General features: G+C 73.3%; 20 protein-coding genes and 3 pseudogenes. 11 read left to right on the forward strand and 12 right to left on the reverse strand.

The window, feature by feature from the left end; genetic code table 11:
- Window position 1 precedes the first annotated feature (1 nt).
- Window positions 2-1,228 (reverse strand): M20 family metallopeptidase, encoded by a 1,227-nt coding sequence (locus tag ACFVZH_RS26085; RefSeq protein WP_384900799.1) that lies wholly within the window; start codon window positions 1,226-1,228, stop codon window positions 2-4.
- A 58-nt stretch (window positions 1,229-1,286) separates the two neighbouring features.
- On the opposite strand from ACFVZH_RS26085, the gene ACFVZH_RS26090 reads away from it, so the two are divergent.
- The 3 genes and pseudogenes from ACFVZH_RS26090 (at window position 1,287) to ACFVZH_RS26100 (ending at window position 4,094) form a co-directional block, all read left to right on the forward strand.
- Complete coding sequence (locus ACFVZH_RS26090; RefSeq protein ID WP_384900801.1) at window positions 1,287-2,417, forward strand: Lrp/AsnC family transcriptional regulator; 1,131 nt, start codon at window positions 1,287-1,289, stop codon at window positions 2,415-2,417.
- A gap of 362 nt (window positions 2,418-2,779) precedes the next feature.
- A pseudogene (locus ACFVZH_RS26095) lies at window positions 2,780-3,706 on the forward strand (MFS transporter); the annotation flags it as partial.
- 94 nt (window positions 3,707-3,800) lie between these two features.
- On the forward strand, window positions 3,801-4,094 hold the full coding sequence (locus tag ACFVZH_RS26100) for a hypothetical protein (protein WP_384900803.1): 294 nt from the start codon (window positions 3,801-3,803) through the stop codon (window positions 4,092-4,094).
- Between the two features lie 112 nt (window positions 4,095-4,206).
- Here ACFVZH_RS26100 and ACFVZH_RS26105 read toward each other — a convergent pair whose 3' ends face one another.
- The 5 genes from ACFVZH_RS26105 to ACFVZH_RS26125 form a co-directional block, all read right to left on the reverse strand.
- Window positions 4,207-5,061, reverse strand: a complete 855-nt coding sequence (locus ACFVZH_RS26105) for a maleylpyruvate isomerase N-terminal domain-containing protein (RefSeq protein ID WP_384900805.1) — start codon at window positions 5,059-5,061, stop codon at window positions 4,207-4,209.
- Window positions 5,062-5,199: 138 nt separating this feature from the next.
- The gene (locus ACFVZH_RS26110; RefSeq protein WP_384900807.1) at window positions 5,200-5,616 is read right to left on the reverse strand and encodes a VOC family protein; all 417 of its coding nucleotides are present in this window, start codon (window positions 5,614-5,616) and stop codon (window positions 5,200-5,202) included.
- 160 nt (window positions 5,617-5,776) lie between these two features.
- The gene (locus ACFVZH_RS26115) at window positions 5,777-7,072 is read right to left on the reverse strand and encodes a helix-turn-helix domain-containing protein (RefSeq protein ID WP_384900809.1); all 1,296 of its coding nucleotides are present in this window, start codon (window positions 7,070-7,072) and stop codon (window positions 5,777-5,779) included.
- 11 nt (window positions 7,073-7,083) lie between these two features.
- Window positions 7,084-7,743, reverse strand: coding sequence for a hypothetical protein (locus ACFVZH_RS26120; RefSeq protein ID WP_384900811.1), 660 nt, complete (start codon window positions 7,741-7,743; stop codon window positions 7,084-7,086).
- Window positions 7,744-7,824: 81 nt separating this feature from the next.
- Complete coding sequence (locus ACFVZH_RS26125) at window positions 7,825-8,058, reverse strand: hypothetical protein (RefSeq protein WP_384900813.1); 234 nt, start codon at window positions 8,056-8,058, stop codon at window positions 7,825-7,827.
- Window positions 8,059-8,065: 7 nt separating this feature from the next.
- Here ACFVZH_RS26125 and ACFVZH_RS26130 point away from each other — a divergent pair, with 7 nt between their 5' ends.
- A complete protein-coding gene (locus tag ACFVZH_RS26130) occupies window positions 8,066-8,758 on the forward strand; it encodes an MBL fold metallo-hydrolase (RefSeq protein WP_384900815.1) in 693 nt (230 codons plus the stop codon).
- A gap of 78 nt (window positions 8,759-8,836) precedes the next feature.
- Here ACFVZH_RS26130 and ACFVZH_RS26135 read toward each other — a convergent pair whose 3' ends face one another.
- Together ACFVZH_RS26135 and ACFVZH_RS26140 are read right to left on the reverse strand one after the other, a co-directional pair.
- Complete coding sequence (locus ACFVZH_RS26135) at window positions 8,837-10,114, reverse strand: PP2C family protein-serine/threonine phosphatase (protein WP_384900817.1); 1,278 nt, start codon at window positions 10,112-10,114, stop codon at window positions 8,837-8,839.
- Window positions 10,099-10,830 (reverse strand): PAS domain-containing protein, encoded by a 732-nt coding sequence (locus tag ACFVZH_RS26140; RefSeq protein WP_384900819.1) that lies wholly within the window; start codon window positions 10,828-10,830, stop codon window positions 10,099-10,101. The genes ACFVZH_RS26135 and ACFVZH_RS26140 overlap by 16 nt, the downstream gene beginning before the upstream one ends.
- 291 nt (window positions 10,831-11,121) lie before the next feature.
- Between ACFVZH_RS26140 and ACFVZH_RS26145 the strand changes: the two genes are divergently transcribed.
- Together ACFVZH_RS26145 and ACFVZH_RS26150 are read left to right on the forward strand one after the other, a co-directional pair.
- Window positions 11,122-11,892 (forward strand): YqjF family protein, encoded by a 771-nt coding sequence (locus ACFVZH_RS26145; protein WP_384900820.1) that lies wholly within the window; start codon window positions 11,122-11,124, stop codon window positions 11,890-11,892.
- Between the two features lie 97 nt (window positions 11,893-11,989).
- Window positions 11,990-12,883, forward strand: a complete 894-nt coding sequence (locus tag ACFVZH_RS26150; protein ID WP_384900822.1) for an alpha/beta hydrolase — start codon at window positions 11,990-11,992, stop codon at window positions 12,881-12,883.
- A gap of 271 nt (window positions 12,884-13,154) precedes the next feature.
- Here ACFVZH_RS26150 and merB read toward each other — a convergent pair whose 3' ends face one another.
- Window positions 13,155-13,733 (reverse strand): organomercurial lyase, encoded by a 579-nt coding sequence (gene merB, locus ACFVZH_RS26155; RefSeq protein ID WP_384900824.1) that lies wholly within the window; start codon window positions 13,731-13,733, stop codon window positions 13,155-13,157.
- A gap of 160 nt (window positions 13,734-13,893) precedes the next feature.
- Between merB and ACFVZH_RS26160 the strand changes: the two are divergent.
- Window positions 13,894-14,048 (forward strand): annotated as a pseudogene (locus ACFVZH_RS26160) (AraC family ligand binding domain-containing protein); the annotation flags it as partial.
- Window positions 14,049-14,139: 91 nt separating this feature from the next.
- Window positions 14,140-14,454 carry a helix-turn-helix domain-containing protein gene (locus ACFVZH_RS26165; protein WP_384900826.1) on the forward strand — a complete coding sequence of 105 codons (315 nt, stop codon included), beginning with the start codon at window positions 14,140-14,142 and terminating at the stop codon, window positions 14,452-14,454.
- Window positions 14,455-14,585: 131 nt separating this feature from the next.
- Here the strand turns inward: ACFVZH_RS26165 and ACFVZH_RS26170 are convergent, their stop codons facing one another.
- Both ACFVZH_RS26170 and ACFVZH_RS26175 read right to left on the reverse strand, forming a co-directional pair.
- The gene (locus tag ACFVZH_RS26170) at window positions 14,586-15,740 is read right to left on the reverse strand and encodes a PucR family transcriptional regulator (RefSeq protein ID WP_384900828.1); all 1,155 of its coding nucleotides are present in this window, start codon (window positions 15,738-15,740) and stop codon (window positions 14,586-14,588) included.
- A 129-nt stretch (window positions 15,741-15,869) separates the two neighbouring features.
- Window positions 15,870-16,928, reverse strand: a complete 1,059-nt coding sequence (locus ACFVZH_RS26175) for a hypothetical protein (RefSeq protein WP_384900830.1) — start codon at window positions 16,926-16,928, stop codon at window positions 15,870-15,872.
- 365 nt (window positions 16,929-17,293) lie between these two features.
- On the opposite strand from ACFVZH_RS26175, the gene ACFVZH_RS26180 reads away from it, so the two are divergent.
- Both ACFVZH_RS26180 and ACFVZH_RS26185 read left to right on the forward strand, forming a co-directional pair.
- Window positions 17,294-17,989, forward strand: coding sequence for a type 1 glutamine amidotransferase domain-containing protein (locus ACFVZH_RS26180; RefSeq protein ID WP_384900832.1), 696 nt, complete (start codon window positions 17,294-17,296; stop codon window positions 17,987-17,989).
- Between the two features lie 133 nt (window positions 17,990-18,122).
- Window positions 18,123-19,064 (forward strand): LysR family transcriptional regulator, encoded by a 942-nt coding sequence (locus ACFVZH_RS26185; protein WP_384900834.1) that lies wholly within the window; start codon window positions 18,123-18,125, stop codon window positions 19,062-19,064.
- 95 nt (window positions 19,065-19,159) lie between these two features.
- Here ACFVZH_RS26185 and ACFVZH_RS26190 read toward each other — a convergent pair whose 3' ends face one another.
- Window positions 19,160-20,314 carry a sensor histidine kinase gene (locus tag ACFVZH_RS26190; protein WP_384900847.1) on the reverse strand — a complete coding sequence of 385 codons (1,155 nt, stop codon included), beginning with the start codon at window positions 20,312-20,314 and terminating at the stop codon, window positions 19,160-19,162.
- Between the two features lie 298 nt (window positions 20,315-20,612).
- Between ACFVZH_RS26190 and ACFVZH_RS26195 the strand changes: the two are divergent.
- Window positions 20,613-20,865, forward strand: a pseudogene (locus tag ACFVZH_RS26195) (heme-binding protein); the annotation flags it as partial.

Genomic DNA, 20,865 nt, shown 5'->3' on the forward strand with positions numbered 1-20,865 from the left:
GTCACTCCTGGGGGACGAGAGAGGCCGGGGCGTCGGGCGTGCGGGCGAGGCGCCGGAGCGCGAGGCCGGCGAGCAGGGCGGCGGCGTGGGGCAGCGCCGCGTCGTCGTACACGGCCTGCGGCGAGTGGTTCATGGGTGCCGTCGCGGGGTCGGTGCCGGCCGGGCAGGCGCCGAGCCCCAGGAACGCCCCCGGTACCTCGCGCAGGACGAAGGAGAAGTCCTCGGAGCCGGCCATCGGGGTGGGAGCCGCGAAGACCCGGTCCTCGCCCAGGACCTCCCGGGCGGTTTCGAGGGCGAACACGGCCTCGCCGTCGTGGTTGACGGTCGGCGGGTACTGGTGGACGTAGTCGATGTCGGCGCGTACCCCGTGGGCGGCGGCGACACCGTGCACGGTCCGCTCGAACGCGGCGCGGACGGTGGCGCGCGAGGTGTCGGAGAAGGTCCTGACCGTGGCCGAGAAGCGCCCCGACTCGGGGATCACGTTGGCGGCGGTGCCGGCTTCCAGAAGGCCGACCGTGACGACGGCCGGGTCGAAGATGTCGATCTCGCGGGTGACCAGTGTCTGCAGGGCGGTGACCATCGCGCACAGGGCGGGCACCGGGTCGGTGGCGGAGTGCGGGGACGAACCGTGGCCGCCCTCGCCGCGCACGGTGACGTGGACGGTGTCGGAGGCGGCGAGCATGGGGCCGGGCCGGGTGGCGGCGAAGCCGGTCGGGGCACCCCGGGAGATGACGTGCAGCGCGTAAGCGGCGACGACCCGTTCGCCGGCCGCGTCGAGCACCCCCTCGTCGATCATGATCTTGGCGCCGCCCTGGCCCTCCTCACCCGGCTGGAACATGAGGACGACGTCCCCGGCGAGCTCCTCCCGGCGGGCCGCGAGGAGGTGTGCGGCGCCGACGAGTCCGGCGGTGTGCAGGTCGTGGCCGCAGGCGTGCATCCGGCCGTCGAGGACTGAGGCGTACGGGACTCCCGTGTCCTCCTGGACGGGCAACGCGTCCATGTCGCCCCTCAGCAGGACGGCCGGCCCGGGGCGCCCGCCGCGCAGGACGGCCGTGACCGAGCTGAGCGCCTCGCCCTCGGTGATCTCCAGGCCGAGCCCGTCGAGGGCGGCGATCACTTTCGCCTGGGTGAGGGGGAGGTCGAGGCCCAGCTCCGGTTCCCGGTGCAGGGCGTGGCGCAGGGCGGTGAGGACAGGAGCCAGGCTGTGGGCATCATGCAACAGAGACATGTGTGTATGGTGGCGACCCGCATCAGTCGCAGAGATCGTCCGCAGGAAACCACCGCCCATGAGCACTCCGCTGCTGGAATCGACCACCCCGTCCGGCGTTCTCGACGAGCTCGACCACCTGCTGATCACCGCGCTGCAGACCTCGCCGAGGGCCCCCTGGGAACAGATCGGCTCGGCCGTCGGTGTCGACGCCTCGACGGTGGCGCGCCGCTGGAAGCGGCTGACCGAGGCCGGTCACGCCTGGATGAGCTGCCACGCCGCCGGCATCGGACCCACACCGCCGACCGTCGCCGTCATCGAGGTCGACTGCGCCTCGGGGACGCTGCACCAGGTCGCCGCCGCCATCGTGGACGACCCGCACCTGATCACGATCGACCACGTCACCGGCTCTCGGGACCTGGTCCTCACCGCCGCGTTCCCCGATCACGCGGCGCTGGCCCGCTATGTGGGCCTGCGCCTGGAAGCGCTGCCCGGGGTCGCCGCGACCCGGTCGCAGATCGCCTCCACCGTGCACGCCGTCGGCAGCCGCTGGCGCCTCGACCGGCTCGCCCCGGGCGGCCGGGAGAACCTGTCACAGGACCCGTCCGGCGGCAGCGGCGGACTCGGCCGGGGCCTGCCCTCGGCCGACGCGCTGGACCACCACCTGCTCGCCCTGCTCGCGCAGGACTGCCGGCAGCCGGTCGCCTCCCTCGCCCAGAGCACCGGAGCCAGCGCCAGCACGGTCCGGCGGAGGCTGGACCGCTTCCACCGCGAGGACGCCCTCGTCTACCGCTGCGAGGTGTCCCGGTATCTCTCCGGCTGGCCCGTCGCCGTCACCCTGTGGGGCGTCGCGCCACCTGACGCGACAGCCCGGATCACGGCGCAGCTCATCGCCCAACGCGAGACACGTCTCTGCGCCTCCCTCTCCGGCCCCCACAACCTCCTGCTGACCGTCTGGCTGCGCTCCGTGGAGGACATGCCCTCCTTCGAGACCCGGCTCTTCGCCCGCTTCCCCGAACTCACCATCACCGACCGGGCCGTGACCCTCTGGCCGCTCAAACTGGCCGGCCAGATCCTCGACCCGCGCGGCCGCCGCATCCGGGGCGTCCCCGTGGCCTTCTGGCACGACCCGGCCGCCGAACGCTCCGAGGCCGACCTCGTACGCCGTCTCGGGACACCCCGGCCGGCGCGACCCGAGCGGTCCGCATGACCCGAGCGGGCCGGGCGGCCCGAACACGCCGAGCGCGCCGAGCGGTCCGAGTGATGCGAGCGGTCCGGGTGAAGCGTGTGATCTGGGTGATCCGAGTAGTCCGAGTGAAGCGTGTGGTCCGGGTGATCCGAGTAGTCCGGGCGATGCGACAGCGAAGGCACGCGCGGGACTTCAGTCGTCGCCCGCGTCCATGGTGAGGGCGAGGCGCTCCAGCAGTCCGGCGAGCTGCGCCTACTCGTCGCCGCTCAGCCCGGCGAGGAGCCGGCGCCGGTTGCCCAGATGGACGGTCATCAGCTCGTCGGTCAGGACGACTCCTTCGGCGGTGAGGGAGATGAGGCGCCCACGCGAATCCGTCTCGCTCCGAACGCGACCGGCTCCTCGCCTGGGACCGCAGCCTGCGCAACGCCGGCATGGGGTGCGGCAGCCTCGCCGCGGCGGGCATGCCGGCGTGGAACGGCACCGCCGGCTTCGTCGTCGCCGCCGAAGTCCTGGCAGGGGTGTTCGCCGTCGCCGCCGTACTGGTCTCCCGGATCCCCCACATCCGCGCCGCCGCCCAGCGGACACCGTCACGCGACGGATACCGGCAGGTACTCGCCGACCGCCCCTACCTGCTCCTCACCACGGCAAACTTCCTGATCGCCTTCGGCTACACCACCCAGGCCATGGCCCTGCCCGTCTTCCTCACCCGCGACATCGGCATGCCCGACACCCTGGCCGGCGTCGTCTTCGCTCTCAACACCGCCCTGGTCGCCACCCTCGGCGTCCCCGCCGCCCGCCTCACCTCACGGGGCAGACGCACCCGCGCCGGAGCGCTCGGCGCGGCCGTCTTCGCCCTGTCCTTCGCCGCCTTCGCCGCCCTCCCCCAGCTCGTCACCGGCGCCGACGCCCTCCTCGCCGTCCTGACCGTCGCGGTCCTCTACACCGCCGGCAAACTCATCCACTCCGGCCCCTCGCAAAGCCTCTCCGTGCAAGCCGCCCCCGATCACCTACGCGGCCGCTACCTCTCCGTCCACCAACTCTCCTGGTCGGTCTGCCGCACCATCGCCCCCCTGCTCCTCGACGCCGGCCCCTGGCGCCTGTGGACCGTGCTCGCCCTCATGATGCTGACCGGCGCCGCCGTACTCCTGTACGCGGAACGATCTCTACCGCCCCACGCGGTCGACGTCGGCACCGAGCGCCCGGTGCACTCCTCCGCGGCCCCGCATCCCCAAGTGCCCCCGCAGAACAGGGAATCCCTCCTCCCCGCCTCCACGAGAAGTTCACCACCCCGACTTCACCACCGCCGGTAGCGTACGGATCATGGCAACCACCGACGACAAAGGCCCCATGTGAGGCTGCCTGATACCGCTCGTCCTGGTCATCGTCGCGGCCGGGCTCGGCGTGATGCTGCTCGGCAGGAACATGATCACCTCGGAGGCCAAGGCGCTCTGCGGCAGCCAAGTCATCGAGCAAGGCCAAACGTGCGTCCGGGGCTCCGGAGACAGCGCCGTCCGCTTCGGCGCCGACGAGGCCCAGAACGAACAGGACACCAGCAAGGACATCTTCGGCTGGATCGTCGTCCTCGTCGGAGGCGCCGTCAGCCTGGGCGGCGCCGGCCCCTCCTGGCCCTCGCCATCAAGCACCGCCCGAGGCCCACAACGGGTTCATGAGCGTCACGCCGCTCAAGGTCGGCCCTGACTTCGGCCACCTCACCGGCCGACGCCCCTCGGCGCTCGCCGCACCGCACGACGCCTCCGGCACCGTCGCACGGGAGTGGCCGACGGCCCCGCGGGCATCTGCGGCGTTCGTGTCAGGGATTCGCGATGAGTTCGCCGAGTCGCAGGGCGAGCCACGGTTTGCGTCCGCCTGCTCGCAGCCGGCCTCGCGCGATCGCCTTCCAGAGGGGTATGCGGCGGAAGGAGACGAGGAGGAAGGCGACGGGTGACACGGTGAGGCGGCAGTCGTAGGAGCGCGGGGGTGCGTCGCGGGTGACCGTCATGGTGCCGTTGTCGATGACGACGGCGAGGCGTGGGCCGTTCCTGACGACGAGGTCGAAGGCGGTGGTGACGCCTTGGGCCTTGGTGGTGTCGAGGGCGAGGGTCATCATCGTCGGCATTGTCTGGCCGAGGACGAGGCTTGCCTCGTGGGGGCCGATGGGCCACGGAAGTCCGGCGCCGCGCGCGATGTCGAGGCCGTGGACGAGGCTCTCGGAGAGCATGAGGCCGGTGAGGGCGGCAAGGGTCAGGTCCTGCTTGAACCAGGGGACGGCGATGGGGGTGTCGGGGGCGAGGCCCTGGGTGTCGCGGAGGAACGTCTCGCCGCGTCCGGCGAGGAAGTCGGCCAGGTGGGCGCGTTCGTCGTCGCCGAAGAGGGTGACGGCCGTGGCGTTCATGGCCGTGATGCGCTCGGTGAGAGAACCGTCGCCGGGCGGCAGGACGCTGTCCCATTCCACGGACTGGTCGTCGCAGGCGAGGGAGCAGTACGCCAGGTAGACGGAGGCGAGGTGCGCGCCGACGTCGCCCACCGTCCAGACGGGGACGCCGGAGGGCGCCTTCCGGCCCGGAACGTCACGCATGAGCCGCACGAGCCGGGGCACCGCGTCGGCGAGGGCGGCGCGGGTCCGCTCGTGTTCGACGACGGGATCGAAGCGCGTGACCGTACCCATACCACTCCCCCATGTCACGGACCGGGCCCGTAGATTACCGCCGGGTAGCTTGCTGGCGATAGCCCTGCGCCCGGGGCGGTCGGCGCCCCTCGCCGACCGCCCGCCGCTTGTGGCCCGCGGCGGGCGGGGCCGGAGACGTCAGCCCTGGCGCTGGTTGATGTTGACCAGCCAGGTGATGCCGAAGCGGTCCGTGCACATGCCGAACACGTCGCCCCACATCTGCTTGTCGAGCGGGACCGCGATCGTGCCGCCGCTGGAGAGTTTGTCCCAGTAGCCGCGCAGTTCGTCGGCGTCCTCGCCGCTGACGCTCACCGAGATGTTGGTCCCCGGATTGAAGGCCATCCCCGGCGGGACGTCGGCCGCCATGAGCGTGAAGCCGCCCTCGGTCTCCAGCATGCCGTGCATGATCTTGTCTGCGGCGGCGCCGGCCTCCTTGGCGCCGAAGTCGCCGTACGTGTTCACCTCCAGGGTGCCGCCGAAGACGCCCTGGTAGAACCCCAGTGCCTGACGGGCGTCGCCGTCGAAGTTGATGTACGGGTTGAGGCGGGAAGGCATGGGGGTTCTCCCTGGATGAAGAGGCGTCGGTTCCGGGAGAGTAGGTGAAGGGCGACGGCCGGACGGGGCGACTCCCCGGGCCGGGGGCGAAAGTCGACCTGTTGCCCGAGCCTGTCCTCGCCTGCTGTCCTGCCCGTCCCGCCGTCCCGCTGCGCGTCGCCTACGCCGTCGTCCTGGCGCGGGCAGGTGGGGCGAGGGTGTGGCCCGCGGCGCGCAGGGCCTGGTCATAGGCGTGCATGGCGTCTTCGGGGGATCCGAGACGCTGGTGGAGGAGGGCGACCCGGTGCCAGTGCTGGGTGGTGTGCCGGTCGCCGTCCGGTGGTGCGGAAAGGAGGTCGGTGGCGGTGGTGAGGGCGGTGGTCGCGGCGGTGCGGTCGCCGTCGGCGAGGGAGACCTCGGCCAGGACGAGGTGCGCCTGGACGCGGTGTGCGCAGGGGGCGTCGGCGGTACGGCCCAGGGCGGCTTCGGCGAGGGATCGTGCCTGTGCGGTGTCGTCGGCGCGGATGAGGAGCCCGGCCAGTGCGAGTTCGCACCGGGAGAGGTCGGTGGGTGCGGAGAGACCGAGGAGGTCGGAGCGGGCGTGCGCGAGCAGGCCGATGGCCTCGTGGAGGCGCGTGGGGCGGGATTCGGCGAGGAGGACGCCGGTGAGGGCCCGGTGGTTGGCGGCGTCGAGGAGCCGGTCCGTCTCGGTGAACATCGCCAGGGCCTTCGTCGACAGGGCGTGCGCCTCGCGGAACCGGCCTTGGTCGTGGGCGTGCCGGGCGGCGTGGGCGTACCCGTGGGCGCGTGTGGCGGGGGTGGGCCGGTCGGCGGTCGCTTCGCCGATTCGTTCCAGCAGGGTGGCGGCGCCGTGCTGGTCGCCCTGCTGGGCGCGGACGTCGGCGAGGAGCGTCGCGAGCCGTGTCGCTTCGTGGGACCAGAGGAGGTCCCGCTCCTCGTAGACGGCGAGGGCGCGCTCGCCGAGTTCCGCCGCGGAGTGCAGGTCGCGGCAGGTGAGGTAGCAGCGTACGAGGTCGGCGGCGTGTTCGGCCCAGGGGAGGGTGTCGGGCTCCGCCTGGCCGAGGTTCTTCTCGTGGCCGTCGGTCGCCTCGTCGAGCCGTCCGAGGTGTTCGAGGGCTCGGAGTCGGCCCGCTGTCGCGGCCGGGCCTTCGAGGCCGTCGAGCAGGGTGAGGGTCTCCTCGGGGTGGCCGGTCCGCAGGGCGAGCAGGCCGAGTTGGACCTTGCTCTCGGTCTCGGTCCGGGTGTCGCTCTCGTGTCCCTGGGCGAGGAACTCGATCGTCGTGCCCAGCCGGCCGGCGAGGTGGCGCAGTGCGGCGGGCGAGGCGGCGCGGGACCCCGACTCGATCATCGACAGGTAGCTGGCGGACATACCGGGGCCGACCAGGTCGGCCTGCGAGCGGCCCTGGGTGACCCGCAGGGTGCGGATGCGGCGGCCTGTCTGCTCGTCGGGGGTCATGTCGACCGATCCTAGCTCCAGGCGGACGCGCTGTGACCGGTGAGGAGGAGGGCCTGGCGATAGGCGTGGAGGGCTTCGTCCACCGCGCCGCACGCCCGGTGGAGGGCGGCCGTCCGGTGCCACTCGCGGGCGAGCATCACGCGCTGGTGGCCCTGGGTCGTGGCGAGGATCTCGGTGGCGTGGGCGATCTCCTCCCGGCACCCGGCCTGGTCGCCGACGGCGAGGAGGGCCTCGGCGAGGACCAGGCGACTGTCGGCCATGGCCACGGTCGCGGGCGCCTGGGGCCGGGCGAGGGCGGCCCGTATGTACGGCAGCGCCCGTTCGGCTTCGTCCGCGCGGACGAGGAGGTCGGCCACCTCGGTCTCGCAGTCGATGAGCAGATAGCCCTGGTTCAGTTCGGACAGCTCGGCATGGGCGCGCAGGAGGAGCGCCAGTGCTTCCTCCCAGCGGTCCGGGTGGGCGCGGCCGAGTATCCTGCCGTGGATCCCGCGGACGGTGGCGAGGTTGAGGGTGTGATCGGTCTCGCCGAAGAGGGCGAGTGCCTGCCGTGAGAGTTCACATGCCTCGTGGGTCCGGCCCTGCCAGTACGCGTTGAGTGCCCCGTTCCAGCAGACGGCGCCCCGGGCGCCGGGCGCGCCCAGTTCGTCGGCGACGGTGCGCAGTCTGCGCAACAGGCGTCCCGCGCGCCGTAGTTCACCTCGTTTGCTGTACGCGCCTTCGAGGGTCACCCCGAGCCGTACCGCCTGCTCGTGTCAGGGGTGTCCGTGATCGGTGAAGTCGGCCAGGGCCCGTTCGCCCCAGGCTCCGGCGATGCCCAGTTCACCGGAGGTCGTGTGGCACCGGACCAGGGCGACGGCACGCTCGGGTGAGCCGGGTTCGGCATCGCCCCACAGCGCCTCGTAGTGGGCCGTCGCCTCGGCCGTCCGGTCCAGCGCCTCCAGGGCCTCCAGGGCCCTGGCCCTGCCGTACCGCGCGGCCGAACTCACCGCCAAGGTGGCCGCGTTCGGCAAGCCGCTGCTCGGGATCTTCGTCACCCACGCGCACCCCGACCACTTCAACGGCGTGCACGCCCTCCTGGACGGCCGCGACATCCCCGTCCACGCCACCGAGGCCGTCGGCAAGGCCATCGTCGAGATCGCCGACGCGAAGCGGGCGCAGTGGGGGCCGGTGTACGGCGACGAGTGGCCCGCTGTCACCGCCTACCCGACGGTCCTCCTGGAGGACCGCCAGACGGTCGAGCTGGGCGGGGTCACCTTCACCGCCCGTCACGTCGGCCCGGCCGAGAGCCACGCCGACAGCTACTTCCTCGCCTCGGCCGACGGCGGCGCACCCACCGCCTTCATCGGCGACCTCGCCTTCCACGGCACCCATCCCTACACCGCCGACGGCCACGGAGCCCTCTGGCTCGACGCGCTCACCACCCTCACCGCCGACCTCGCCGACGCCCGCACCCTCCTCCCGGGACACGGCGCCCCCACGGGCCTCGACGTACTCACCGCCCAGCACCGCTACCTCCGGCACTACCGCGACACCGTCCGCGAACTCGCCCAGGGCAGCCCCACCCTCTCCCAGGACGCCAAGGACGAACTCGACCGCCGCATGCAGGAGTTCGCCCCCGACCTCCCCCTCACCTGGATGATCGCCCTCGGGGCCGACGCCGTGGCCACGGAACTGGCGACCTCGTGATCCCCCGCCCGGGCCCTTGCGGGGGCCCGGGCCCGCCCGTCGCTCTCATCGCGCCCTGGGGCGAGGCCGCCGCCGGGGCTACGAGGTAGCGGCCGGTCCTGCGCGGAAGGCGAGCATCGCGGTGTCGTCGCGGTGGTCCGAGAGGTCGTCGAGGAGGCGGAGGAGGTCGGGGAGGGGCCGGTCGCGGTACTGGGCGGCGGCTTCGGCGAGGCGTTGCTGGCCTTGGTCGAGGGAGGCGGTGGGGCTTTCGATGAGGCCGTCCGTGTAGTGGAGGAGGGTGTCGCCGGGTTCCAGGGTGTGGTGGTGGCTGGATCGGGCGATGCGGGGACCGACGCAGAGGGGCGGGTCCTCTCCGCTGCCGGTGAGAAAGCGGGGCGTGCCCTGGGCGGGAACCAGGAGCGGGGGTGGGTGGCCGGCGTTGGACCAGGTCATGTGCCAGGTGCCGTCCGGCCGGCGGCGGAGGTGGGTGTGCACGGCGGTGGTGAACGGGGCGATGGAGAGGCCCACGGCGACGTCGTCGAGCAGGGACAGGACCGTGGCGGGGGTGCGCTCGGGGCCCTGGTGCCAGGCGAGGGCGCGGAGCATGCTGCGCAGTTGGCCCATGGCGGTGGCCGCGGCGAGGTCGTGGCCCGCGACGTCGCCGATGTCGAGGACGAGGGTGCCGTCCGGGTGGACGAGCGCGTCGTACCAGTCGCCGCCGATCTCATGGGAGGAGCTGGCGGGCTGGTAGCAGGCGGCCAGGGACGCGCCGGGCACGTCCGGCGGCCGCGTGAGGTGGGCCCGCTGGAGGGCGAGCGCGGTGCGGCGCGCCTGCTGGAGGTCGACGGCCTTGCGGATCGGGCGCTGGGCGTGGTGCAGCACCTCCCGCAGCAGTTCGGTGTCGGGGGCCGCGGGGACGGGCGTGTCGCCGTTGGTACTGGTGGCGGCGTATCCGAGGACGATGTCGTCGACGACGAGCGGGACGAGCGTCAGACTGGTGGCTTCCGCCGCGACGAGCCACCGCTCGGTGACCGCCGGGACCAGACCCGAGGGCACGGGGCCGCCCTCCGGGAGGAGGAACGTCCGGGGCACCCTGCTTTCCAGTACCTCTCGTACGGTGTCGGTGACGGTGACCCGCTGCCCCCGCAGTGCCGGAGGGGCGGGCAGGCCGGGGCGGGTGGCGGAGGCCACGCGGCGGGCCGTGACGGTGGCGTTCTCGGGCAGCGGCCACTCCTCGTGGGAGAGCAGCAGGATCAGACACGCGTCGGCCAGCTCGGGTACCACCACCTTCACCACGGCGACGAACGCCTCGTCCGGGCTTCCGCCCGACACCTCCGCCACCTGCGCCAGCAGACTCTCCCTCAGGTGTGCCCCCACGTGTCCTCGACGTCGGCGGTCGCGGCGATCCACTCGGTGACGCGGCCTTCGTCGAGCACGGGAACGCAGCGGGTGGACATGTGCCGGTACGAGCCGTCTGCCGCCCGGACGCGGAAGGTGCTCTGGAAGACGCGGGGGCCCTCGGGCCCGGTGGCGGCTCGCCAGGCGCCGCCGAGCTTCTCCCGGTCGCGGGGGTGGATGAAGGCGTACCAGCCTTTGTCCGCCCGGCCGAGCCAGGGGGCTCCGGTGAGGTGCTGCCAGCCGGGGACGACCTCCTCCATGGAGCCGTCGTCGTTCATCACCCAGACCATCTGCGAGATGGCCGAGACGAGGGCCTCGTACCGCTGGAGCGCGCGGCTCTCCGGCGTGGTGTCCATGGCCACCACCAGGATCCCGGTCCCCTCGCGCGTGGTGACGGGGCTGCAGGAGTAGACGAAGCGGGCCGCCTGGTCGGCGGCGCCGAGGTCGATCTCGCGGGCGCCGGTGACCTGACGCGCGCGTCCGGTCGCGCGTACGTCGGCGAGGACGGAGAGAAACCGTCCCGCGTCCGGGTCCGGGAACGCCTCCGGGGCCGGCAGGCCCAGGGTGCGCGAGCCGAACAGCCTCGTGAACGCCTCGTTGGTGTAGATGAGGCGGTGCTCGGGCCCGGCCAGCAGCGCGACGGCCGCGATCGTCGCGTCGAACAGCTTCGGATCCAGTGCCCGTGCGGGACTCACCGCGTGCCTGCCGGGTCGATGACGGCCCCACCGCACCCGCGGCCCCTGCCCCTGCCCGTGTCTGTGCCTGTGCCTGTGCCTGTGCCCCGAAGGGAGTCCCCCGGCGCGGGTCTCCGCCCGCCTCTCACCACACCAGCGCCACGCATTTCCCCATCTTCCCTGGTCAACCGGCTCGTACCGGCGCGCCACGCTGGCTTCGCACGGGCCGCGGGCCCGCGTCTCGTACGGGGGCGGGAAAGCCGTCCCCGGCGGAACACCCCCTTCCGCCGGCCGTCGCCGGATACTGCTGCGATGCCGCAGACGCCGCCCTCAGTGGAGCCCGAACCCCTCTCTGCCGACCCGCCGCACCGCACGGGCCGCACGCTGCTCACCCAGTCCTGGCTCGACCTGGCGTTCCTGCACTGGCCGGTGGATCCGGCGGACGTGGCCCCGCTGCTGCCGCCCGGTACAGTGCCCGACACCCTCGACGGGGTGACGTACGTGGGGCTGGTCGCGTTCCGGATGCACCGGGTCGGCTGGTTCCGCCTGCCCGGGGTCCCGTACCTCGGCACGTTCCCCGAGACCAACGTCCGCCTGTACTCCGTGGACGGACACGGGAGGCGCGGAGTGGTCTTCCGCTCGCTGGACGCGTCCCGCCTGCTTCCCGTGACCGTCGGCCGGTGGGCGTTCCGGCTGCCCTACGTGTGGTCGAGGATGACCGTCCGGAGCGACGGTACGACGATGACGTACGGCAGCAGGCGGCGGTGGCCCGGACCACGCGGGGCGTACAGCGCGATCACCGTGGACATCGGCGAACGGATCGAGGAGCCCACCGCGCTCGAGCACTTCCTGACCGCCCGCTGGGGCATGCACAGTTCGTTCCTCGGACGGCCGCTCTACCTGCCGAACACACACCCCCGGTGGCCGCTGCACCGGGCCCGGCTGCTGTCCCTCGACGAGAACCTCCTCGCCGCCGGCGGCTTCCCCTCTCCCCTCGGCGAGCCCGTGAGCGTGCTCTACTCGCCGGGCGTCCCCGTCCGCTTCGGCGGCCCGCCCCGGCGGCCGTACGGCGTGGCCCGCTGACCCCGTCGCGATCGGGCGACGGTCGGCGCGCGACCGGGGACGGATGCGCGACGGACGGCGGGTGAACTCACGACCGGGGCCGGTGAGGATGGTGGACATGGACCCCGAACTCGAAGCATTCATCCCGCTGTTCCCGCGAACCGACCTGAGCGACCCCGTCGCCGCACGCGAAAAGCTGGCCAGGCTGACCGCCGCGGTGCCCGTCGACCTCACCGGCCTGGAGGTCGAGGACCGCACGGTGCCCGGCGACCCCGACGTGACCGTACGCGTCTACCGCCCGCACGAGGCGCGAGGAGCGCTCGTCTGGCTGCACGGCGGCGGGTTCGTCATGGGAGACGTGGAGACCGAGCACCCGTGGGCCACCCGGCTCGCCGCGTCCTCCGGCGCGGTGGTCATCTCGGTGGGCTACCGGCTGTCCCCCGAGAACCGCTTCCCGGCCGCGCTGGACGACGCGTACGCCGTACTGGGCTGGGCGGCCGAACACGCCCCGGAACTCGGCTTCGACCCGGCGCGGATCGCGGTCGGCGGCCACAGCGCCGGCGCCGGTCTCGCAGCGGGAATCGCGCTGCGGTCACGCGACGAGCAGGGGCCGCCGATCCACTTCCAGCTGCTGAACCAGCCGGGGCTCGACGACCGCCAGGAGACCTGGTCGCAGCGGAACTTCACCAGCACGCCCTGGTTCGACCGCGACAAGGTCGGCGCCGCGTGGCGGCACTACCTGGGCTCGCAGCCCGCCACCCCGTACGCCGCTCCCGGACGGGCCACGGACCTGTCCGGCCTCCCGCCGGCGTACATCGGCACCGCGGAACTCTGCCCGAACCGCGACGAGGACATCGAGTACGCGCTGCGCCTGCTGCGCGCCGGCGTCTCGGTCGAACTGCACCAGTGGCCGGGCACCTTCCACGGATCCCAGGCGATCCTCTCCGCCGAGGTGTCCCAACGACAGAACGACGAACTGGGCGCCGTGCTGCGCCGCGCACTCGCCGCGTGAGCTCGCCGTCGGCGTCCTGGCCCGCACGGTGCTGAGCACCCGGCCCCCGGCCGCCCGGGCCGTCACCCGCGTCAGCGGTGCCATGATGATCGTCATCGGTGCCTTCCTGCTGGTGGAACGCCTGGCCGGCTGAGGCGTCGCCAACGGGCAGCGGACCCTGATCCGCGTGACCAAACCCACCCGGGCACGACGCAGCCGGCCGTACCGTCGTTCCCAGCGCCGACACGCTGCGCGTGGACGGCTGCGCCGAGCGCAGGGCGACATGCGGATCTCAGTCAGGCAGGCCCCAGAACGAGCCCCGCAGGCCGACCTCGGCGAAGTAGGAGGCCGCGGCGGCGGGGTCACGGCGAACATAGCCCGCGTCCAGGCGCCCGGTGTACCAGTCGCCGGCGAAGCGCCACAGGGTGGGCAGATCCATCACGTAGCCACGTACGTGCCCCGTCTTGCGCAGCCAGGTGTCGACGCAGTCGGTGGAGCAGAACAGACGCTGGTTGCCGCAGGTGTGCACGACGTCGTCCCAGGCCCGGTTCATGGGGGTGAGGAACGAGTCCCAGGCGCAACCGCCCCACCACAGGGTGTGCGTCCCCATGACGGAGAATCCGAGGGGTACGGAGGCGAAGGGGTGGGCCATCACGACCCGGTCCTCGTCCTGCGGATCCAGGACCAGATCATGGCGTGCGTGGAGGGTGCGCAGTTCCTGGCGTACCCGGTCGGGGGCGAGCGCGGTGAGTGCGGAGAGTTCCGGCACGCTCGGTGCGCGTCCGGTGCGGGCGAATCCTCGGTAGACGGCCAGGCGCACCTTCTCCGTCTCGTCGAGGCTCAGCGGTGCTGTCGAGGCGTTCTCGGTCATGCGTGTGGTTCCTTTGGTTCCTTCGCTGATTGAGGCGATGACTCCAGCGTGCGCCCTGGACGGGGGCGGGGGCTTGAACGCTCGTGCGGGACAATGGCGACATGACGACTTCCGGAGAACGCGCCGCCTACTGGCGGGTTCCCGGGCTCGCGCTGGAGCCATGGACGCCCGTTTCGAGCAGTACGCGTATCCGCTGCACGCCCACGACACGTACTCGTTCGGGGTGACCGATCACGGTGCGCAGTCTTTCGTGTGCAGGGGAGGGCGCACGTCAGCGCGGCTGGGCTGGTCATGGCGTTCAATCCGGACGACCCTCACGACGGTCAGTCGGCCGTCCGAGACGGCTACCGCTACCGGATGCTGCACCTCGGCGAAGACCACGCCTCTGCCGGACCGGCCGGGCCGAATGGACCTCACTGCCCTGGACCGGGCCCGCAATCTGCTGCGCCAGCGGTTCGCCGACAACATCTCCGCCGACGACCTGGCGCGAGCGGCCGGCTGCAGCCGCTTCACGCTGTACCGGGGCTTCCGCACGGCGTACGGCTTCGCCCCCAGCGACTACCAGCGCGATCTGCGGCCGCGCCGAGCCCGCGCGCTCCTGGCCAGGGGGATGACACCGGCCTCGGCGGCCGCCGAGGCCGGCTTCGCCGACCAGGCCCACCTCACTCGATGGTTCACCCGCACCTACGGGATCACGCCCGCCGCCTACCGCACAGCGTGACGCACCGCGGCCGCCGTCCGGAGGTCTGCTCAGGGGGCCGGGAACGCCTCCCGGCCCGGGGCCCGGCCGCGCGACGAACACCCGCTCCAGTCCGCCCCCCTCGCCGGGTCGGCGGGTCGGCGGGTCGGCGATCAGGCTTCGCCGAGAAGCTGCCACGCGGTGAGGGCGAGCCTGGCGCGGGTCAGGCCCGTGGGGTCGGTGAGATCGATGTGCAGGGCCGTGCCGATGTGGTCGATCCGGCGGGCGACGGTGCTGTGGTGCAGATGGAGGGCGTCGGCGGCGCGGCGGAGGGAGCCGGTGGCGCAGTACGCCTCCAGGGTTTCGATGTCCTCCGGGGTACGCGCCAGATGGGCGACGGCGGTCACGTCGGCGTTGGCCCGCAGGACGTCGTCGGGGACATCGGCGAGCAGGGCCAACGCGCCGAGGTCGTCATGGTGGACGACCGGTCGTCGCGGGGTGGTGAAGCGCAGGGCGGTACGGGCTTCGCGCCAGGCGCGGTCGGGGGCCCCTGTGGCGCCGATGCCGGCGCGTACGCCTGCCGGCAGCGCGTCCGGGGCGACGGTGGTGGCCAGGATGACGCCCACGCCGCCGACCAGGGCCGCCTTCACCGGGCGGGCCGGGCAGATCAGTCCGCCGACGCGGTCGAGCGGGATCCGGGACCGTACGGCGACGACCCGGACGGGCAGGTCGGCGGCGAAGCCCAGGAGGCGGAGCGCCCGGGCCCGACCCGCCTCGTCGCAGTCCGCGCTGACCACGAGTTCGACGAGGGCGGGATCGGCCATGGTCGTACGGGCGGGGCCGTAGCGCTCGACGACCGCCGCGGCGGCGATGGCGAGGCGGTCGAGGAGGACGTCGTCGAACACGCCGGGCGGGCCCGGGCGTTCCAGCCAGACCGTGCCGATCTCCTCGTCGTCGAGGGTGATCGGGGCCGTGGTGGAAGGAGCGGTCGGGGCGGTCGGTGGAGTGGTCGGCGCCGCGGCGGACGCGGCTGGCGGCGGAGTGATCAGGGCTGGGGCGGACGCGGTCGGCGGACGAGTGATCGCCGCCGTGGCGGACGCGACTGCCGTAGGGGCGGCCGCCTCTCGGCCGTCCGGCGTGACGCGGATGGACCGTCCGGTGCCGTGGAGCCTGATGCCGGCCACGCATTCGGCCAGACCGGCCGAGGCCCGGGCGAGCGCCGGCAGGTCCACGCGCCGGCGCATCAGGGTGTCGTAGAACGCGACGACGCGAAGGGCGCCTTCGCTGTGCGGGTCCAGTTGCGACAGCCGTTCGGCCAGTGCCTCCATGTCAGGAGAATAGGGTCCGGGCGCGGCGAGGGGGTGCGCCGTTCGGCGCGCGATCGACCTGGTGGGGCGACAGTCGGCGGGTGACGTCGTACGCCCTGGCCGCGCGGGGGTGTTCGCGGGGCGTGGCGCCTATGAGAGCACCCATCTGGGCGGGTGTCCCCCGTCGGCCGGGCAGACGAAGACGTGCAGGTCGCGATCGCGGCCGAAGCGGAGCCGGGTGGGGACGACGACGGAGAGACCGAACCCGGCCCGGGTCGTGCCTTCGAGGGCCAAGTCCCGTTCCTCCAGAGGCATCCAGTTGTGCGTGCCACCGTCCGTCTCGTAGCCCTCGGCGGTCAGCAGCAGCCGCATCGGGGCGGCGCAAGTCGCGCAGTCGACGGTCATCGGGCCGGTCGACGCCCAGGAGGGGAAGCCCCCGACGCGCCAGCCGGGCGGGATCGACAGATCGCTCTGGTAGCAGGGGGCGTCGCGCCCGTGCGCCGCCTCCTGGGCGTCGTCCCACGCGTCGATCCGGGCGGTCAGGGCGGCGGGCAGCGTGTCGTCCTCCGCCCAGGGATAGGTGATCACCTGTTCGGGATGGGTCACGCACGGCTCGGGGAGCTCCGCCTCCCAAGGGAGCAGCGGGAGTTCGGGCGGGGTGGAGAGCATCCGGTCCGCCGACTCCGCGTCGGCCCGGCGCCACCGCAAGTGGTAGCGGCGCTCCAGATGCGGACCGTGGGGCAGCGGGCAGCGGAAGAGCTGCACCATGTCCTCGCCGTCGGGCCCGGCGGCGAGGTCGGGGACGTCCCGGCGGAACAGCTGGGCGAGAGCGACGAACGGTACCGCCCCTTCGTCTCCGGTCGATGTCGGCGTCGATGTCGGCGTCGGCTTTTCGGCGCGGGCCGGCGCCTGGCTCACGGCATGTCGTTCGACGGCCCGGGCGCCGTCGGCGCCGGGGTCCGCGACGCCGATCTCCCGGGCGCGCCTGATCTCGTCCGGTACGTACCCGTGGGTGACCGGCCCATGGGCTTCGCCGCAGGTGGGCCACGGCTCGTCGGCGGGCCACAGCATCGGCCCCCCGATATGGCTGTCACCCACGCCCGGCCGCCCCCGCCTCGGGTGCAGCCTGGTCGTCGTGCCGCGGTACGCCGCCAGTCCGGGGAACACCTCCTCCACGTCCACCGGACGCGCCGGCGTGGTTCTCGTCATGCGAGGACCGTACGCGGCACGGGCGGCTCGCCGTCGGGCGCGTCCGATCGGGGCAACTGGGCGGGCGGACCGGACGGGACACCGGTCAGGACGGGCGGGCGGCCTGGGCGACCGCCGATCAGGACGGTGGGCGGGCGGCCAGGACGGGCAGGCCAGTGGGTGGCGCGATATTCCCACGTGATCCATCGGAATGCCGATGCCGGACATCGGTTTCTCCATTGGTGGCCCTTCCGCGGCCGGTCTACGTTCGAGGACATCGCCACACCGACGATCCGGACGCGAAATGCCAGCGCTCGCGGAGCGTCGGAGCGTGCGGTCCCGTCCATGAAGCCGTGCAGGCCCCCACCCCCGGAGTGACACACACCATGGCCAAGATCCTTTTCGTGATGACCGGCGCCGACCACTGGACGCTCGCCGACGGCACCAAGCACCCGACCGGCTTCTGGGCCGAGGAGGCCGTCGCCCCCTACCAGGCGCTCACGGCCGCCGGTCACGAGATCGTCGTCGCCACCCCCGGCGGCGTCGTCCCCACCGTCGACCGGGGCAGCCTCGCGCCGGAGGCCAACGGCGGCAAGGAGGCCGCCGACGCGATCGCCGCCGCGCTCGCCTCGATGGACGAGCTGAAGAGCCCGATCAAGCTGGAGGACGTAGAGCTGGGTGACTACGCCGCCGTCTTCTACCCCGGCGGCCACGGCCCCATGGAGGACCTCGCCGTGGACGCGACCTCCGGCCGGCTGCTGGTCGACGCCCTCGACTCCGGCAAGCCGCTCGCGGTCGTCTGCCACGGACCGGCCGCGCTCCTCGCCGCCACGCGCGCGGACGGCTCGAACGCCTTCGCCGGTTACAAGGTCGCCGCCTTCACCGACGCCGAGGAGACCCTGGCCGGGCTGGCGGACAAGGCGAAGTGGCTCCTGGAGACCCGCCTCGTCGAGGCCGGTGTCGACGTCCAGGTGGGCGAGCCGTGGGTCCCGAACGTGGTCGTCGACCGCAACCTCTTCACCGGCCAGAACCCCGCCTCCTCCGCGCCGCTCGCGGCCGAGGTCGTCAAGAAGCTGGGCTGACCGCGCGCACCCGGCCGGGCGGCGGAGGCGGCGGGTGGAAGCGGGCGGAGGCGACAGGCGGAGGCAGGCAGCCTCTCGCCGGCGGCCGGGCTCCCTGTCATAGGGGCACGGGTACGGTTGCCAGGTGGCCCATATGAATTCCGATGGCACTTCGGCGGTGCCGCTGTCCGGCACCGCCGCCGTGTCGGACCTGAACCTGCTGCGTACCTTCCTGGCGGTCTACCGTTCCGGCTCGTTCACGGCGGCGGCCGGGCTCCTGGGCCTGTCGCAGCCGACGGTGACCGCTCAGATCCGGTCACTGGAGCGCCAGACGGGCCGAGAGCTGTTCGCGCGTCTGCCGCGGGGTGTCGCCCCGACGCCCGTCGCCCACGACCTGGCGGCGCGGGTCGCCACCCCGCTCGACGCCCTGGCCGCCGCCGTCGGACAGGACGACTCGCCCGACGAACGGGCCGCCCCGGTCCATCTCGCGGGCCCCGCAGAGCTCCTCTGTACGCGGGTGCTGCCCGCCCTCGCGCCGCTGGCCGCCGAAGGCGTGCGGCTGCGGGTCGTCCCGGGGCTCACCGATCCCCTCCTGGACGAACTGCGGGCGGGCCGGCACGACCTGGTCGTCGCCACCTTCCGGCCGCGCGGGCGGACGCTGGTCGCCGTCCCGCTGATGGACGAGGAGTTCGTCCTCGTGGCGGCGCCCGTCTGGGCCGACCGCGTCGGGGAACGCGTCGCGGTGGAAGGCCCGGCGGCGCTGCACGCCGTCCCCCTCGTCAGCTACGCCGAGGACGTCCCCCTCGCCCGCCGCTACTGGCGGCACGTCTTCGGTACCCGACTGTCCTGCCCCGCCGCCGTCACCGTCCCCGACTTGCGCGGTGTCCTGGCCGCGGTCACCGCCGGCGCCGGCTTCACGGTCCTGCCGCGCTATCTCTGCGACGCGGAAATCGCCTCCGGCGCCCTCGTCCTCCTGCACGACCCCGACGACCCGCCCATCAACACCGGCTATCTCGTGCAGCGTCCCGGCCGTCCGGACAACGCGGACGTCACCCGGGTCCGCGACCTGCTGATCGACGCGGGACGCACCTGGTGACCCGGCCGACGGTCGACGGGGGCACGGGGTCGGACCGCCGGGGGCGATGAGGGCGTTCCGGTCAGGCTGCGTGGTGCGGGGGGCAGGTACTCGGGTCAGGCCACGGGAGTCAGGGGGATGGCGGCGGAGAGCACGGTGCCCTCGCCCGGGGTGGATTCGACGGTGAGGGTGCCGCCGAGCTGCTGGGCGCGGACGCGCATGGCGGGCAGGCCGTGGCCGCGGACGCCGCCGGGGGTGTCGGCCGGGTCGAAGCCGTGGCCGTCGTCGGCGATGTCGAGGACGACCTGGTCGTCGAGGTAGGTGAGGGTCAGGGCGGCGGATTCGGCGCCGGCGTGCTCGCGGATGTTGGCGAGGGCGCCCTGGGCGATCCGCAGCAGCGCCGACTGCACCCGCTCGGGCAGCGCGCTCGCGGGGACGCCGTCCTGGTGGAAGTGGGTCCGGAGGCTGTCGGACATCTCGCGGTCGACGAGCGTACGCAGGGCGTCTTCGAGGGTTCCGCCGTCGGCGAGGTCGGCGGGCGCGAGGTCGTGGACGAAGCGGCGGGCCTCGGTGAGGTTGTGGTCCGCGATGGACTCGGCGGTACGGATGTGGCGGCGGGCGGCCACCGGGTCGGTCTCCCACAGCCGGTCGGCGGCCTGGAGCAGCATCCTCTGACTGGACAGGCCCTGCGCCAGGGTGTCGTGGATCTCCATCGACAGCCGCTGCCGCTCCGCCAGCGTGCCTTCGCGCCGCTCGGTGGCGGCCAGTTCCCGGCGGGTGCGGACGAGGTCGGTGATGACGGCCCGCAGCCGGTCGGCCTGGCGCTGGGAGTAGACGAAGACCGCCGTGGCGACGGCGGCACCGGCCGGCGGTGCGAACAGCAGGTTCGGGTCGAAGCCGAAGCGGAGCCGTAGCTTCATCTGCCCGGCCACGACACAGGCGGTGATCAGCGCGGCCAGCAGGATCGCGGACCGGGTGCGCAGCGAGCGCAGGCCGGTGTAGTAGAGCGGCACGGCGCACCAGGCGAAGCTCGGGGCGAGCACCACGAGCGTGAACCACGACCCGATCACGGCGGCGAGCCACAGGATGTGGGCCGGAGTACGGCTGCCGGGGGCGGGGGTCCGCCGGGGGCCGAGGATCGGGCCGAGGATGTACAGCAGGGCCAGCGCGGCGGTCAGGGCGATCACCCAGGGGGTGGCGGGGGCGCCGGGGTGGACCATCAGGTAGCGGGTCAGGGACGAGCACAGGAGGACGAAGAACGCCACGTGCATCACGGTCGCGAGCCAGCCGGAGTCCGGGTCGACGTCGTCCGTGCCCAGGGCCGCCCGCTCGCTCGTCCGCACCACTCGCTCCTCGCCTCCGGCCGTTCCCCCCGAGCCAGGCTATCCGGATTGATCCATTCCGCATCAACCGATCGGTTGACCCCCGTGTCCCCCGCCGGGTGCGCCGGGCGGAGCCTGTAGGCCGACCGCCGAGGCCCTCGACCGCGCCCAGGATGGATGTCAGAGCGGGAACGCGGAGCTTCCCGAGCCCCCGGACAGGGGGCGAGACCCCAAGGAGCCGAAGACCATGAAGAAGCTGTCCCTGCGCACCCGCGTCCTCACCGGTACCCTCGCCGCCGGCGCCCTCGCCGCCGGTACGTTCGGCGCCGTCTCCGCCCAGGCGGCCACGCCGGCCGCCGCCCCCGCCGCGGTCACCGCCGACGCCGAGAACAAGAACACCACCGAGTCGACGCACCTGACGATCGAGGCCGCGACGAAGGCCGCGCAGGCGACCCTGGACGCCGCGGAGAAGGAGAACCAGCGCGTCTCCGTCGCCGTCG

This window comes from Streptomyces sp. NPDC059534 (genome assembly GCF_042743475.1).
In the GTDB taxonomy this organism is placed as follows: domain Bacteria; phylum Actinomycetota; class Actinomycetes; order Streptomycetales; family Streptomycetaceae; genus Streptomyces.

Bases quoted from the DNA above. Each gene is read 5' to 3' on its own strand.
- ACFVZH_RS26085 (WP_384900799.1), bottom strand. From the start codon at position 1,228: ATGTCTCTGTTGCATGATGCCCACAGCCTGGCTCCTGTCCTCACCGCC.
- ACFVZH_RS26090 (WP_384900801.1), top strand. From the start codon at position 1,287: ATGAGCACTCCGCTGCTGGAATCGACCACCCCGTCCGGCGTTCTCGAC.
- ACFVZH_RS26100 (WP_384900803.1), top strand. From the start codon at position 3,801: ATGCTGCTCGGCAGGAACATGATCACCTCGGAGGCCAAGGCGCTCTGC.
- ACFVZH_RS26105 (WP_384900805.1), bottom strand. From the start codon at position 5,061: ATGGGTACGGTCACGCGCTTCGATCCCGTCGTCGAACACGAGCGGACC.
- ACFVZH_RS26110 (WP_384900807.1), bottom strand. From the start codon at position 5,616: ATGCCTTCCCGCCTCAACCCGTACATCAACTTCGACGGCGACGCCCGT.
- ACFVZH_RS26115 (WP_384900809.1), bottom strand. From the start codon at position 7,072: ATGACCCCCGACGAGCAGACAGGCCGCCGCATCCGCACCCTGCGGGTC.
- ACFVZH_RS26145 (WP_384900820.1), top strand. From the start codon at position 11,122: ATGCCGCAGACGCCGCCCTCAGTGGAGCCCGAACCCCTCTCTGCCGAC.
- ACFVZH_RS26150 (WP_384900822.1), top strand. From the start codon at position 11,990: ATGGACCCCGAACTCGAAGCATTCATCCCGCTGTTCCCGCGAACCGAC.
- merB (WP_384900824.1), bottom strand. From the start codon at position 13,733: ATGACCGAGAACGCCTCGACAGCACCGCTGAGCCTCGACGAGACGGAG.
- ACFVZH_RS26165 (WP_384900826.1), top strand. From the start codon at position 14,140: ATGGACCTCACTGCCCTGGACCGGGCCCGCAATCTGCTGCGCCAGCGG.
- ACFVZH_RS26170 (WP_384900828.1), bottom strand. From the start codon at position 15,740: ATGGAGGCACTGGCCGAACGGCTGTCGCAACTGGACCCGCACAGCGAA.
- ACFVZH_RS26175 (WP_384900830.1), bottom strand. From the start codon at position 16,928: ATGACGAGAACCACGCCGGCGCGTCCGGTGGACGTGGAGGAGGTGTTC.
- ACFVZH_RS26180 (WP_384900832.1), top strand. From the start codon at position 17,294: ATGGCCAAGATCCTTTTCGTGATGACCGGCGCCGACCACTGGACGCTC.
- ACFVZH_RS26185 (WP_384900834.1), top strand. From the start codon at position 18,123: ATGAATTCCGATGGCACTTCGGCGGTGCCGCTGTCCGGCACCGCCGCC.
- ACFVZH_RS26190 (WP_384900847.1), bottom strand. From the start codon at position 20,314: ATGCACGTGGCGTTCTTCGTCCTCCTGTGCTCGTCCCTGACCCGCTAC.